Raw genomic sequence first — 16,102 nt, forward strand, 5'->3', positions numbered from 1 at the left:
TTGCCCAGAAATGGGCAGAGGCGCGCAACCGGCGGCAAGCGGGGATCGACTGGCAATTCCGCACCGCCGATGCACGCATAAAGCTGAAATACCTTTATCCGAAAATTGATGAGTGACGGACTACTAGCGGCTCATCAAGCCGCTGCCGCGCTTAAGGGGCACATGCGCCGCAGGTGCCGTTCCACGTCGCAATGCAAGCGTCCTACGCGGAGTACAACGCCCGCAAAGCGCAACGCATGTCCTTGAACTGACGAGCATGGGTTTAGCATATCTTCGTTATTATCCGCTTTGGATCGAACTGTAACATCTAGGGCCAAGCACATTCTTTATAACAATATCGGCGTTCTTGAATTTTAGTAAATTAGCCACCCAAACATCGAGATCAAATTCCATAATTGGCGCGTTGAATAATTTGCCAAGGCCAGGATTGCCTAGCTAATGCTGACGATTCGTTAGTCAGTTGCATTTATTTTCTTATTAAACGCGGGACTAGTTTGCCGCTAGCGGACAAATTCATGTGTACAAATTTTCGTGCAGGAGTTTGAGAATAGCTCACGTGTATTGGGCGATTTTTACCATAAAAATATATTCGATCAAAATTTGTGTTTTCGAAGATCCAAATGGCTACTTCCTCCATATCTTCGTCCTCGATCAGAAAATCGCATGCAGCACCAAGCCGCTCGCAAATAAATTTTCCGCTCTTCTTCCTTTCATGTCCTGCATGTTGGTCCAAAACTGGAGCAATCCTACCTTTAATTCTCCTTGCTAATTCACACGAGCAAAAACCGTATGTAAGTTGAATCATCCCAAAGTAATCCACTACAGGATCGATCACATGCTTTGCCAAATCATATAAAGCTGTGTAGGTATCTGCTTCCTGGGGAAGATTTGCAAGCTTAGTACGCACCTGCGTTTCGCCACATTCGATAAAATCTCGATACGTGAAACGTTTTCCGCAAGGTTCGTCAAGATTCGGAATGCTGCTGCTGCGGCGCAGTTCAAAGCCGATAATTTCCTGCCGAATTTGGGTAAGTGCGCGATAAAATTCGGACTCGGTAGGGCCGTAAGCTGAAAAATTAAATATTCCGAGTTGATCTATTGCCTCTTCAAGTGCGACTTGCTGAGAGAAATTGGGAAATTCCTCATTAATGAATCTGGATTTGTTATATAGGAGTGGCGATTGATAATTCTCTCCGTATTCGAACACGTCAAATTCTTGGGAACGTAAATTTACTTTAACTCGCTGGAGCAATCGAGGCAGGGGACTAGCATCGAAGTTTTCAAACTTCAGCAATGAAACTTTTCCAGAAGATATATGAATTTTAATTAGATCAAACTCAGCCAAGTCTCCGTATAAAATCGTTGCGCAGGCCACATACACTCGCAATATGGTCGGCAAGCGCTCAAGCAAAGTTAGATGCAGTTGCAATGACTTTCCGGCCTCCAACCATCCATATCCCTTTTCAAACGCTTCGCTACACGCTGCAGCAATTTGCGATAAATCTTTAATGTTGAATAGAACACTGCGTGCCTGAGCTTGCCACGCATTGAACCCCCCAAAAAAATACCGGATATCCATCTTCAAAGCCGGCTCTAGTTGACGATAAGCTGGACGCTTTCCAAACTGTTGGCGAGCTCCGAAAACCACGAGGTCCGAAATGCGGCGACTACGTGCTAAGTCCAGCTCAGCAGGAGAAAATCTATCAAGTATGATGCGGATTACCTTGCTCCATGTTCCAATCGACTGCTCAAGCGGGTCACGTAGGTCCTTATCCACCTCGTGGTTCTGTGGAGGCCTACCAAGTTCGAGAGTCTGCAGCCAAAGACGACTGAAGTCTGTTTGACAAGCTTCGAAGAGCTCAGCCGTACGCTCAACATCAATACGCGATACCTGAGTCGCTTTGGATGGATTCGTTTCCAGCCCGTAGCTGGGTATCCTCGGCCGACTGTAAGAACAAGCCCGCACTGTCTTTACACGGGTGCGCTGGCTGTACCGTGCCGCAAGAAAACGTTGCTCGAGCTCCTTATCGCGAAATACGAAAAACAAGCCGGGCATAACTGCGATCGCGCTTTCACCGAGTGTGTCCTCTATAAAATCTCGAAGCTGAGATTGGGAAAAATATTTCTGGAAAGTGTTGCGTGATGATAAATAACCGTCGCGGTAAGGACGCCCTTCAGGCAGCATTTGGCTCGTCAACATCGCGGCGACCGCTAGCACACCTTTCGTCAATGCATACGCTCCTTGAAGCGCGGCCACTCGCTCATCGATATCTTCGATCACATTAATTACGAAGCCAAGATTTACGACTTGCGCTTTTTGCTTAAGCATCTCGCATGCATAATGTGGATCCCACCCCGAGGCATCGATACCGTTTGCACGCAGATTCCGTAAGTCGTCCCCTTTGCCGCAACCGTAATCAAACACAGTTGTCTGTGCCGTGATCAGCCCATGGCGCAGCAAAGCTTGTATAGGTGTGGAAAAGTTTGATCGCGACAGTGCGGTAAGGTGACGCCGGATATCGATCCGATCGCCCACATCTAGTAGAGTATGACGAGCCAATGCTAAGGCTGTATTCCCAATCGGCACAAACTGTCCATTCTGCAGCGTGAACCCACGCTCATGAATCAGCGTATGCCAGTGCTCTCGAAAACCGATCCGATTTGTCTTGTTAAATAGTCCAAGCGTCTCGGCAGTGTCGGTGATCAATTGATATTCCGTACGTCTCGGATGGGACAGAGCCAAGAGCAACTCTTTACGATGCAGGATTGGCGGGTTACCTGATTCCTCATAGGTGCGATGCAACACTGTATTCCTTCCTAGAGACACGCGCCAACTATGCGCAAGGGCCGGAAAGGGATCATCGAAAAAATCACGATATGCTAAGAGCGAAAGCTCGTCGACCTCATTGCCAAGCTTGACAACATTGAAGTCCAGATCTGGCGATACGCCAGCCAAGCTGGCGGCCGACGCCACAGCGTCTTGCCACTTCGTAGGTAATCTTTCTAGGCAGGACGTATGCACGTACAGATTTCCCCCGACGAACTTGCCAAACCCTAGATTACTAATTTGCTCTTTTGTCATGTTTTGTTCAAAAGTTTGTTACTCATTTCTGTAGATATATGCTTAACATTCCAAGAACAAATTCAACCTCCGAACCATCGAATTGCTCTTATATTAGTACAAACAGTATGCAAGCCCTTTATAGTGACTAACACTACTCCGCCATGTATGTTTCTGTACGTTTCAAAGCATTGATATATAGAGGTTTTCCTATTTGTTCATAGAACTGAACAGTTGTATTAATCAATAACTTATTGCTCTACTTGGCAGAGTAGTGCTACCACTACTCTGTGATCTGATTTAGGAATCTCGGACCAGTCAGACAGTGAGTTTTTCGGCAAACTGACCCCTTGGAGAAGGAGGTTTGCCATGAAGAGGAAGCGTTTTTCAGTCGAGCAAATAGTTGCAGTATTGAAGCAGGCACAACTGGGCATGCCAGTCGCAGACATCCTTCGGCAAGTCGGCATTTCGGAACAGACGTTTTACCGTTGGAAGAAGCAATATGCCGGCTTGCAGTCGGACCAGGTACGCGAATTGAAGCAACTGCAGGATGAGAATGCCCGGCTTAAAAAGCTGGTCGCAGAGCTGAGCTTAGATAAGGCTATTTTGCAGGATGTCGCGTCAAAAAAGTGGGGCGGCCCGCGTTAAAGCGAGACGTAGTGACGTACATCGTAAGTCACTACGGCTTGAAGCTGCGCCGGGCCTGTACATTGATCCAACAAACACGCAGCACGCAGTATTACCAAAGCGTGAAAGACCCCAAGACCGCACTGCGACGGCGCATGCATGAAATTGCGCACAGCCGCGTGCGATATGGCTACCGCCGGATCCATGTCCTGCTCAAACGCGAAGGCTGGCAGCTCGGTAAGAACTAGGCGTTTCGCTTGTATCAGGAGGAACAGCTGCAATTGCGATCGAAGCTGCCCAAGCGCCGAAAGATGGTGGTATGCCGCCAAGTCAGGATCAAACCGACGCAACCCAATCAGGTATGGAGTATGGATTTCGTGGCTGACCAACTTGCCAACGGCGCCAAATTCCGCATGCTGACGATTATCGATGTGTTCAGCAAAGAGGCGCTGGCAATCGAGGTGGGGCAGCGGTTGGGCGGCGAACATGTGGTCGCTGCATTGAACCGCCTTGCAGCACAACGCAAGGCGCCCCAGTACCTGTTCGTTGACACCGGCAGCGAGTTCGCCGGCCGACTGCTGGATTTATGGGCTTACCATCATCAGGCACGAATCGATTTTAGTCGGCCGGGAAAACCAACCGACAACGGCCATGTCGAAAGCTTCAATGGATCGTTTCGGGATGAGTGCCTGAACTTGCATTGGTTTGAAAACCTGGAGGAAGCCAAAGCAATCATCGAAGCTTGGCGGCGGGACTACAACGAGAGTCGGCCTCACATGGCTCTCAATGGTCAATCGCCGGCCGAATTTGCCCCTGCTGCCGGCCTTGGAGGCCGACAGCAGGGCTCAATGAACGCCGAAAACTAACGCTGGAAATGGTCCAGAAAACCCAAGCGGATCAAATCACGCAAACTAAGCGCTACACTGTGCCTGGTTATACAGGTGCGAGATCACTGCCATTGCGCCGGCGCGATCGCGAGAATTATGATCCGATACTGAATCGTCTCCTTTCAGTGAGCTCAAAAACAAAGGGCTACTCACTCACTTTGTTTGGCAACACGACCTTGGGCGGGGCACTAACGAATAGATTTGCTACTTGTGGCAGATATTACATGAACCCCCACCCTCGTCTTCTCCGTAGAGTTCATCTATTTCAAGATTCTCTCCCCATTGACGTAGTGGATTAACAGGCCGGCGTGTTTTCTCACGCTGTATCCGGATATCAAAATCTTGCTTGATTTGTGCGATCCGTTCCGGCCTTTCTAGGTCCGTCAATGCCTCTCCCTGCGTCCACGTAAAGGGCGAACCGTTGTCCAGCGCCGTCTTCTCATAACTCTTAGCTTCCTCGAACGCTTCCGGATGTCGCTCCCTTAGTCGAACCCATTCGATCTTTTGTTGGAAAAAGCAGAAGGTGCAGCCGGAGCGGCTTCGCCAATCGTAATACTTAGGCATTCCTACACCGGAGGAGTCGAGGATTTCAATTACACCAGCTTTATCAATGCCGGCCTCGCGAAACGGAAGCAATACTTTAAGGTTCGCCTGTTTCGCAGAATACCCTTCGCGGTAATCCTCATCAGCGCGAATAGCGACATACGAGAAAACCTTGTCACCTGCAGCGAGCATCGGTCTCACGTATTGCTCGAACGGCGCAAGCTTCAACTGACGCGTACACCACCGTGTTTGTGGAGAAGGAAGGAAATTGCCGTACTCGCGCAACCAAAAATCGAAGTCGCGTCGGGGGTTAAGCCTTTGGATAGGCTGACCCAAGTAGCCTTCTAAACGTCCCAAGAATTCATACACCTCGGGTAGTTCTTTACCCGTGTCAGTAAAAAAATACTCGAATTCGATGTCTGGCATTGTTTGCCGGACGTACACAGCAAGGGCTGCGCTGTCTCGACCTCCGGACAGTCCTAAAACATGTCGTTCAGGCATCATTTATTTCCTTCGCATGCAGGGTGGAACTCGCTTTTGCGAGGGCGGCGAACAACAGATCGCCGCTTAGACCAAGACTCTCGAGATGCGCCAAGACATCGTTGGCAGCGTTCTCGACCAGTCGCTTATCTCGGCGGGCTAGCTCGAATGTTTTGGTAACTACTGTCGAGCTTCCGCCCGTGCCGATAACGACAGAAATAGCTTCACGACCAAGTCCTAGCCCTTGTACATTGATAAGCGCTTCAGCTTTCCGAAAGGCGAGTGCCAAATCGGAGACAGCAAGCACGGCGCTATCAATGTCCAAATCGGTCCAATCTCGTGGCGGCTTGTTAGCCACCAAGCTGAAAATTCCTTCGATTGATTCAAGCGATCCGTTACGTTTCATAAGACGTGCGGCAAAGCCCTGGAGGCGAAGATCTGCACTGAACTGGGAAATAGGCTCAGCACGCTCACGCAGTTCCAAATCATCAGGTTCGAGTGCATCAAGCGACTCAGCCATTGCCTTGTCCACTTTTCTGAGCATTTGCGGATAAGCGTCCAACAATTCCTTCAAAAAAGGCTCGATCGTGGCTCCGACGTCGGTAATCTCCACTCCAAGCGTCGCGGGCAAGTCAATCAGCAATAAGCGATTTGGATCGCTGGCGCGTAGAAGGATGTCTCGAATCGCTTTAGCCTGCTTAGAAACACGCTGCGTCCGTTTTGCCCACGACGATAATGAAAACGCAAGTTTTACTAAGCTGCGCGCCACGTCAAGCGAGGACTCACCCTCGGGAGCGAAGTGACAATGACGTAACGAGTTGGCGATTGACCTCATCGCCGCCACATGTTCACTATCTTGGTCTACCCAGCGCAGCTCGAAACGGCGCGGATCCTGCAACAACTCATCCACATCGACATCGGTCAGCGTTGGCTCAAACATACCGTCACGGTAGATAGCGATGTTCTCGGAATGTGATAACGCAAACGCGAGCAACCACACTGGCATGAGGCCGGCTTTTACGCCATAGGGCGCGCAACCCCATAGCTCGTAAATTTCCTTCGCCTTTATCCCTTTACTACCTGCTTTCGATAACACTTGCTTAGTCGTATCCCAGAGGGCGTAAAGGCGAGCATTGTCGCCAGGCGCAGGACATGTAAAGCCCCAAGCGCCTTCTCCGACCGCGCCGTGCAGTGCGGGTTCGGAGAGAACGGTTTCGTACAGGCCGCGTTCAGCGGGAAATCCGTCGATTCCCAAATGCTTTTCCTGGCCGTTGTTCACCATGCGATGCATAAGATCGCGTCGAGCTTTTACGCTATTCGTTGAGAGCACATCGCGATTAATTAACTCGCTCCATACGTTCGGGCCGGCGACAAAAAGGTCATCGGCAATGGTGGATGCCGTCGCTGAAAGACTTTCAACCTCACTGGCACCATCTTCGAATATCCAGCACGCTCTCGCGACCGCTTCACGCAGTGCTTCCTCCAACGCGCCTTTCACCGCTAAGAGCCGCGCGCCGACTTCACGTCTTGCCACGGCGTCTCCATCGAGTTCCGGGCTTGTTTCCTCGACGATCCGTAATGACACTAACTCGGCGCCAAGGTCCCCAACGAGTTGAAAGTTGGGAGGCACACCGAAAACAATGGCTTTATTTGCGTCGCGTTGCAGCGCTGCGAGTTTGGCCAGCGTGTCTTGCTCAACAGATCGCTGGTCTGGTAGGACTAAAGCGAACCGCCCGAACTCGCCACCTTCGGCTTTATAGCTGTCCGCTAAGCGCTCCACTTCTTGCAGCGTGTGCAGAGACACCCCCATCCAGCGGAAAGTTCCAGTTTCGTGATAGTGGCGCTTCGCCAAAATTGGATAGAGATTAGCTATGCTCGTCAAGCTCGTTGTATCCACGCTTGAAAAACTGGCGCGTGCTTTTGACACCGCTTGGTCAATATCGAAGTCACTTCCCTCATATACGGTCCAAGAAGCTATATGTTTTCGATAGACGGCGACACGCCATTGGCTTAGTTTTTCAAGGGCCGCAGTGACTTGTCCCTCATGGACATCGGAGAGTGCTGTGCACAACACCTCATTTGTCGCTAGCAGACCAGACGTACCTCGAAAGATATCGACTAAGGCAAGAATTTTGGCCAATGCTAACTCGAATCCGTCGGCGCCCTTTGCCTCAGCGCGCTCGACCGCTTCGACTGCTTGGGCCCATCGATGACCATCAGGCGAGGCAAGGATCGCTTGCTCAAGGTTTGCTCTTAAATAATCCCAATATTTGTCCGCACCGTAAGCAGCTCGGCCATTCCAGCTTTGCAAAAAATCTTGAAAGCCATATGGTTCAAGTGACGAAAGAAAACCAAAGACACTGCGTTCGTTTTGTCCAAACTGACGGCGTGACGCGGGACCCAAAAGCGCTGCCGTAATTGGATGTAGCGGCCAGCAGTTATCTAACAGGGCCGCCATACTGTCGCCGACGCTAGGTCGACGGCTAGCGATGGCGGTAGCAACTATGCGCGCAGTGTCCAGGCTGTGTGGATGCTCGATTTCGCATTCGATTGCATTACCGATAAGCTGCACAACCTCGTCACCATTAGCGACGAAGGAGATATCGCCATACCGACCTTGGATTTTCGCCCACTCCTCACGTGCCTCAATGCCCAGACGTGATGCGTATTGACGGAACGATTGATGTAATAGGCCGACAATAATGAGTCTGCCTTGGCAGCGGCTTGCTTTCTCAGCTAGGTCCTGGAAGAAATGAATGTCCTCACCACCGGCAGCAGCAGCCTCAAGAAATTTGCCCATCTCGTCGACGAGAACGAGTACGCCATCGAAATGGGTGTCTTCCGCGAGCGTAACGAGGTCGTTGGTAACTTGATTCGCATTATGTGGTTTGGAAGACCCAAGCGCTTTGTCTAACGCTGCGGCCACCTCAGCGGAAACGCTACCGCGTTTTCCGACTACAGGAAGCACGAGCCAACCATTGGAGGTCACAGGAAACGCGTCTGCCAAACCCGGCACGCGATGAGTCAAGATAGCAGCCGCCCGCGTGCGAACCTCTTTATTTGTTGACAATGCCGAAGCCAGCATTACAGCCAACGACGACTTCCCTCCCCCATAAGGGCCAGTCCAAGTAAAAGCTCGATCGGTCGAACCGTTAATCTGGCGAGCCATGACCGATAATGCCTCGCGAGCGGTATCAGTCAACACGTAACCCTCAAGTACGTCCATCCGACCAATGTCTGCATCAACGCGAACAGAGCGACGATAATGACGAGAAATTTGAACTGCTTCTCCGAACTGAATCTTTACAGCTTTATTCATAAGATCTTTTCATCATTACTCGTGCAAACGCTTTTGCATCGAAATCACTACGATAGATTTGGCGCAGCCCTGCTGTGTCAGACCATTTTAGCTTGCCATCCGTAAGAGCCGACAGCCCAAATAGGCGCTCTGCTGTTGACTCTTCATCCAACTTAAACACTCGGCCTGGGGATCCCAGCCCATACGCAACCGCCTCAAACGTCAGTGACGTTTCACCCAAATAATACCGGTCCCAAAAATCGACTAAGGCCCAAGCAAAAAAAGCATCAGTGAGTGAAGACTTCGGGCCGCGACGGAACGAATACACGCCTTTCCGCTCCTCTTGAAGTAAGCCAAGCTCGGCTAACATCGGTTCGGCCGCCTCCTCTACAGAATTTGAGGTGGAACGCGGTGCGTAGCCGCGCACACAAGTCTCCAAGTCCCTTGCGAGTGTTGCTTGTGACAGTTTCCTTCCGCCCGAGATCGACTGAGCGAACTTGGCCAACGTCGGCATAATTTCGTCTCGGGTAAAGGTCTGAGCGTTTAAAACGTTGAACAACCAAAACCATGTTGTTGACCGACTGCCGCGCCCTGCGAGACACCAATGGGCGTACCAAGCTGTAGTCGGATACTCCGCATAAGGATCATATCCACCGTCGGCGTAGATTTTCCGAGCAATCTCGTCAAGAACAAAATATTTTTTCGACTCATCTTCACGCATGACCTCGCATGCAAGTGCCCAATGTTTAATAGACGAGACCATATTGCGTCCAACGCCAAATGTGGCAATGGCACCATCATCAGAGAAAGTCTCTTTAGAAATGATTGAATTGGTTTCTGCCTGTTCAAACGCTTTTTTTAGCCACATTTGCCGCAGCGGAAAAGTTTCATGCCCCGAGAAATGGGCTTCGATGTGTAGTTCTTTGTGTGTCATGATCCTGATATGTCATTGACTGGCAAACGTCTCCAGTCATCAAAATTGCGGACTTCAACTTGCCCGCTTTTATGCCTTCATTGTAGCGTTTCTATAAATACCCGCGTCTATTCGGATGTAAGGGTCAGGCTCACCGCAACTTGGTTTACGATATGCCCTGCGGAACTCTTGATCTCTATGGGAAACGCTTTTTCATACATTCTTCAATCTAAATGCGGCGACGCATAACACAGGAAAACTACGGACCGCAAGAAGTGGCCTGCGCTTTCATTTCCTTTAACTAACCTACAACCTTAACCTTTAGGTCTGCTCCCATCTCAAAACCATCGACGGCCGCGAGCTGACTACGTACTCGCGCGCGCAGATCGTAAGCGGGGCGCAAGACATACTCCTCATAGTCATCATCACTTGGGTTTAGCATGTACAATTTTGACAATGCGATAGCGATCTTTTCAACGGCTCTGACATCACGTGAATCTCCACTTAAACGAGGGGCATTTCCATAAGGAAATTCAGTTGGCGAGACATGGCGCAATTGATGTGCATATTCTCCGAAGACATCAGCTTTGAGGCCGATACCACGTGCTACTGAGTCGGTTTGAAACCGCGGAATTTCCCAGCCTGGCAAGATTCCATGGAATCTGTCCAATAACGCCGAGTCATGAAACATCTCTGGCAACTCACGAATATAGTCATTTCGCTCCGGGCGTCCGTCGTACAAACTAATATTTGCTAAAATCATTAGTCCGCATTCGCTCGTCGTTTGGTGGGCACCCACCGTGTATTTTCCTGACTCCAAATAGTCTTTAAATTTGGCATGGATACTGTCTGCACCTTGGAAATCGATTGACTGCCCTTCGTCCAACACTAGTAAATCGAACCGACCTCCGAGCAGACCGATCTCCTTCGTATTCAAATTGAAAAACAACTGCGCCTGACTCAATGCGCCTCCACTATTGAGCCAAACATACCGGCTTAAATTGGAAAACACAAAAGACTTGCCAGTGCCTTTAGGCGCGAGTTCCATCATATTGACGTTGGTCTGCACCAAGGGAATCAAACGCTGCACCAATCGCTGTTTTTGCTGCAGGTTATACGCTAGTGGCTCAAGTCCCATTGTCCGAATAATTACGTCGATCCACTCAGCAGTAGTGAATTGTGGCCGCGCCTCCGCCATATGCTTGAGCGAGACCTTTCCGGATTGCATTGGCTTAAACTCTATCAACATGAGTGCCTTTTGGTCACGAGAGTAATGCAACCGCCCCGCCCCCCAAAGGCCACCACTTAACAGATCCGGGCATTCGTCAATTGTTTGCTGATCGACTGCAATATTTGCCTGCTGCAGCGACGGTGAATTTACGTACTTACAATCCTTGGCGAGATCGACGCGCGCTTTGAAAGAGTCAAGCACTGTTACTTGTTCGCCGTTATGTAATCGGTTTAAAAATAAATCTTTGTCTGCCTTCGCAGGCAAGTGCTTTTTGATGAACTCGAGAATTCCACGCCGGATTTGCTCGTTATCGGCGTCAGGCTTAGCAAAGCGCGTCACCAACCACTCTTCAACAAAACTAGGGATGGTGCGTTCGTTTCGAATACCTAAAGAGCGCACCAGCTGTTTATCAATCACTAGCTCGCCAAATACTTCTTTTAGTTTTGTGTCAAAGTCGGTCATATTCTTTAGTCAAACATATTGTCGAAATCCGCCGACCCCTGTTCGCGAATCAGCATATGTGGGCGCAACTTTAAGGAAACTGGTAGCTGAACATGTTGAAACCCAACACCCCCTAGTAAGACGTAAGCCACGTTTAACATGAGGTTTACCGCTCCCTCTTGATGCACCGTCGAGCGAATGTTAAACGTCACCAGTTTCGATTGCTGTTCCAAGATATTTTCGACCGTGCAGTGTCCGCTAAACGGGGGTTCACAAACGATTTGCACACGGCGCAGATGTGTGGCGCTGGCTCGCACCTTGAACGTCACGGTCCAGCCCTCGCCACTTGCCGGGATCTCGTCTTGCTCGGAGGAAATCTGAACGTCGGGCGTCTTGATGACTTCGGATCGCCGAACCGTGATCAACGGTATGAGCACCTCTTCTGGAGAGAGCCCCCCATGGACAAAACACTCGAGTCCTTGGCAAAACTTGACTCGGCGACGCGGAATCAAATAGTTGCTCTTTCCGTGACCTTCCGGAGTAACTAAGTAGCCGTCTACTAAAGCTTGCGTCACCTCCCCTTCAACCTCGATGCAACGTTCTTTAATCGATCGTGTTAATGGGTGAGATGGGGCCTCGACGCCAGTGGCAACACGCGCCATGCCATGATCGGCTGATATATAGATTTCAAGCGGTCGCTGCCGTACCTCAGATACTTTTATCCAACGACTTATACTATTTGTGACTTTCGCGCAGACAACTTCCAGTTGAGCGTCAAGGTCCGCATAGGTGGCACACTGATGTACTTGTTCATCGAACTGGTTTTCGAACACCACCATCAATCTTGCCATATCGTTCATTGTGACATTGACTTCTTTCCACGATGAGCTAAATTGCACGGCCTCCGGTGCTGGAACTTCTTTACTATAGGCATACCGGAGCGCTTGCGCCTTGTCCGACGGCAGCTGGAAGACGTCTACCCCGGATGCCACTGCCATTTTTGCCACTTCAGTAATGGTTGGCAAAGGACCAAACAACATTTTGGAGCTCACCTGCCAGTCGATTGTCTGTTGCAAACGTTGCACCAACCGGTCACTTACGATAGCGCCGAATGCATCAATCACTAAAAGAATGACGTCGCTGCCGCGCTCTAATCCTTCTTTGACCGTCGAAGCAACTAAGCGCCAGTTAAAATCCTTAAGAGAGACCCTTTGTGGCTGCGCATAGACCCAATCACTGAAACTAGCGCTGACCTCTGCAATTGGCTCCTCCTCCCTTCGAAACATACTGCGGGCATATGTTAAATAACGTTGCGCCCACTCCATGGCTTGCTTAGCTGTACTTTCTGGCGCCAGAGATCCAGGACTTTCCACCTCAAGCAAGTCAATGATGCGCCTCTCTAGACCATCTGTCTCGACCCGCTGTAGTTCGCTTATTTTAGTCAGCAATTCTTGGGTTGCTATCTTGGGATTATGTTGTAAGGCACTGTCAATCCTGTCGAGCTGACTTTTGCTATAAGTCCAAATGACCTCTGATAGTTTGTCCGGCGGCACAACACCGGCGTTTATCTTTAGCAATATTCGATCTGTTAGAAGAGCGAGATCAGCATCAGGGCCGATTACTTTCCACCAGTCATCAGTCAGCTCTAGCTTTTCTGTAAGTTCCTCTGAAAAATGACGCGCATTGAACGTCCAAGTTAACGCATATGCATTAGTGAAGGCCTTAATTTTTTCCTGAAAAATTTGGCGAAAAAGTGATTCAAACTGAATTGCGTAGTTTTCGCTCCCCAGGCACTCGAAAAGCCGTGTTATCCCTACCGGGTCAAGCTTATTGCTTAGGATGGTTGTGAAATGACGAACGATCAGGTCGGACGAACGCAATGGACTTATTTTTTTGCCACTTCGAAAGAACAAATACAAAAGCTCTTCTGGCGTAATTTCGGAATCAAGGAAACGTGGATCTAACAGGTGCAACAACTTCAAGTCGCATGGCAGATTCGCCCACTCACGCTGATCAGGAGCCTGGACATTAAGTAGCCCAAGTTCGGCAATGGTGGCAGAGCTACACCAATGCGGAACCTGGTCATCAATAACTGCGGCGAGTTCAGTTCGTGGCGTCACGTGAACGACCAAGAGATCGTTTATGCCATCTAGATCAGCCACCTTTCGATAACGCGCCTCATCGAGTCTAACACGAAGGGTAGTACTTTCCGGCCGCCGTAAATGGTCACGAATCCGCTCACGTACATGTAACAGATCGCTTATACCAGTTTCGACTTGAAAATCAATGTCCACTGGTTTTCGACTCAACTTCAAAGAATCGACCAGAATTTCAACCTTTGCCATGACCTAGACTTTGGCCTCAAGTTCTGTGATGAAGGACTGAAGAATTGATACCATCTCATCTTTTTCGATGTCTTTCCGCTCGCTCAGATGGTTTAGAGTGTTCTTCAACGTAATCCGCCAGTCACACGATCTATCGGTAATTGTTGGAAACTCGGCGTTTTCACTAGTTTTCGCAATTGACGAATGGGACGTGTGATTGTTGAAGTGCGGAATACTCGGCCAGAACGGTCCCGAATTAGCGGCGCTTACACCGTCCTTAGCACCCAAAACATCATCACCGGCGCCGTTTCCGCTGGCATCCGGTATCGCCGTCGGTGGAGCGGCGGCTAATCTGGCGATAATTGTTCTTGCAGTAGCAATTGTTGCCTCTAATTTGCCGATTGCCATCCCAGCATTGGTATCACTAACATCATTGAGGCGCGCGCCACTTAGACGCTCGATCAAGGTGATACAGACCGAATCGGACAAAGGGACGCGCGACAACGACTCAGCAATGCTCTTACCTTCTGCATTCATTCCAGACAACTCGCTTAAAATTTGATCGCGCTGAGTATCGCCACTCAAACTTTCAACTACTGACTGAATGCGTTTCACAAGATCGAACCGGCGCTCGTCCTCTACTTGACGATAGCTACAGAGGATTTCTTTAAGTGTTTCGGACGCTTTCTTTTTCGCTTCATAAGGTGGTTCACCGGCACCAAGTTCACGATGAGGATCTACGTTTAAAACAAGCCGATCGACTATCTCGTGCAAAGGTACGGCTACGCCTCTGAAACTATCGGCAAGGTCACGGAATCGCTTGTCTAACTTCGACGACTTGAGAACAGGTTCCGGAACTATCTTGAGAAAATCTCGCAACTGCTCGACCGCCTGGCGTGCCGCTTCTTGTTTTGTGGTTGACCAAGAGAACTTGTCATCGTTCACATAGTCCAGTGCATATCGTAATACTTCAAGCACGTTGACCTGATGCCCTGTAAACTCGGTGCAACGGACCCCGACTCGCTCGTTAACCATTCCCTCGCAGATGTTCTTAGTGGTACTTCCGCCTTGCGTCCAAGACAGTCGCTCTAGGTCTTCTCGTATTGCAAACGCGATTAAAAGAGGCAGGGCTCCAGCTGGAATGCCGTATGGAGCGTTTTCGAAAACACGGCGTAACTCATATAGTTGGTATGCCCGATCGCGTCGTCTAGAAAGCAGGCTGCGGATCTCGCTAATGACCTTCTTGATATTGCCTTCAAGTTCATCAACTGTTTTAAAGTCCCAGCCGCTGGCCCGTCGAATGAACAACCCATTCGCTCCTAAGACACCATCTATAATGCACGCTGATTGACCAGTTTCAGGTTCTCCGAGCAGGTCATCCTCGGCGCCAGCACGAAACTGAAGGATTTTTTCGACGATCTCGCTAATGGTTTTTGAATCTGGACTGCTGTCGCCGCCTAACACATTGAGATCACGCTGCGGTGCGCGAACCGCCACTTCTCCTGTGTAGGTCGCGTCGACGATTTGCTGTAGACGCGTGGAGAAGCCATGCCAGGAGGTAACTTCAATCGGTGTGTGCTCGCCTTGCTGGACAACTTTAGTTGTTTTCTCGCGTAATCCTTCGCGGCCGTAAAGACGGCCAAATGATGCCTTCAATTCGTTACGTACAGCTTCGAATTTTGCGTTAAGCCGTGTCTTTGTCGCGTCGTTATGCGACTGCGATAACAGTGCAGTGATCCCGAGATAACGGCGCACCAACTCATCAAGGTTGCGCGGTTCTGCAAAACTAATCCAATAAAAAATGTTTGCACGCGGTTTGCCAAGTAGGGCTTGCTCGAACTGTTGGGCTTCTTCGTGCCCACTCGTTAATACAATCACCGCCTTAGCAGCTATACCGTTAAGGGCTACTTGCGCAGCGTCTGCAGCCGACTTAGCCTCAATGGCATAGCGACGAACGATCCCGGCTGCAGACGGGTCCAAGGTATGAACACCAAGCATAGGAAGAAGATCATTCGCGAGCTTAGTGAACCCCCTTAGATATCCAGCCAACGTTTGCTTTGGAATTTGGCTAGTGCTATCGTCAATCAGCTTTTCAACGTCTACCGCGCCGTCACCGCCAGCTTTCCATAAATCTGTCGTCGGGTTTTTCCAGATGAGTCCCGCGCTACTTAGAGCATCTAACAAAATGGAATTTTCGTTGTCATAGCAACTCGTCGATAATTATCGTGGCGAGGCAATATGGCACGCGAACTGGTTGATGATGAATTGTGGCAAACAGTCCGACCCCTACTGCCAGT

The 16,102-nt window shown here is 49.9% G+C and carries 7 protein-coding genes and 1 pseudogene; 1 reads left to right on the forward strand and 7 read right to left on the reverse strand.

Annotated features, from left to right (window positions below; genetic code table 11):
• Positions 1-466: 466 nt before the first annotated feature.
• Positions 467-3,082, reverse strand: coding sequence for a DNA phosphorothioation-associated putative methyltransferase (locus IGW04_RS24225; RefSeq protein ID WP_194715671.1), 2,616 nt, complete (start codon positions 3,080-3,082; stop codon positions 467-469).
• A 348-nt stretch (positions 3,083-3,430) separates the two neighbouring features.
• On the opposite strand from IGW04_RS24225, the pseudogene IGW04_RS24230 reads away from it, so the two are divergent.
• Positions 3,431-4,554 (forward strand): annotated as a pseudogene (locus IGW04_RS24230) (IS3 family transposase).
• Positions 4,555-4,779: 225 nt separating this feature from the next.
• Here the strand turns inward: IGW04_RS24230 and IGW04_RS24235 are convergent.
• From IGW04_RS24235 to IGW04_RS24260, 6 genes are all read right to left on the reverse strand, one after another.
• Positions 4,780-5,619 (reverse strand): phosphoadenosine phosphosulfate reductase family protein, encoded by an 840-nt coding sequence (locus tag IGW04_RS24235; RefSeq protein WP_194715677.1) that lies wholly within the window; start codon positions 5,617-5,619, stop codon positions 4,780-4,782.
• Positions 5,612-8,917, reverse strand: a complete 3,306-nt coding sequence (locus IGW04_RS24240) for an ATP-binding protein (RefSeq protein WP_194715672.1) — start codon at positions 8,915-8,917, stop codon at positions 5,612-5,614. The genes IGW04_RS24235 and IGW04_RS24240 overlap by 8 nt, the downstream gene beginning before the upstream one ends.
• Positions 8,910-9,830, reverse strand: coding sequence for a DUF4007 family protein (locus IGW04_RS24245; protein ID WP_194715673.1), 921 nt, complete (start codon positions 9,828-9,830; stop codon positions 8,910-8,912). The genes IGW04_RS24240 and IGW04_RS24245 overlap by 8 nt, the downstream gene beginning before the upstream one ends.
• 280 nt (positions 9,831-10,110) lie before the next feature.
• Positions 10,111-11,502, reverse strand: coding sequence for a BREX system Lon protease-like protein BrxL (gene brxL / locus IGW04_RS24250; RefSeq protein WP_194715674.1), 1,392 nt, complete (start codon positions 11,500-11,502; stop codon positions 10,111-10,113).
• A 5-nt stretch (positions 11,503-11,507) separates the two neighbouring features.
• Complete coding sequence (locus tag IGW04_RS24255; RefSeq protein ID WP_194715675.1) at positions 11,508-13,826, reverse strand: hypothetical protein; 2,319 nt, start codon at positions 13,824-13,826, stop codon at positions 11,508-11,510.
• A 3-nt stretch (positions 13,827-13,829) separates the two neighbouring features.
• Positions 13,830-15,989, reverse strand: a complete 2,160-nt coding sequence (locus tag IGW04_RS24260; protein ID WP_194715676.1) for a hypothetical protein — start codon at positions 15,987-15,989, stop codon at positions 13,830-13,832.
• Positions 15,990-16,102 lie beyond the last annotated feature (113 nt).

Source organism: Noviherbaspirillum soli, assembly GCF_015352955.1.
GTDB lineage: Bacteria > Pseudomonadota > Gammaproteobacteria > Burkholderiales > Burkholderiaceae_D > Noviherbaspirillum_A > Noviherbaspirillum_A soli.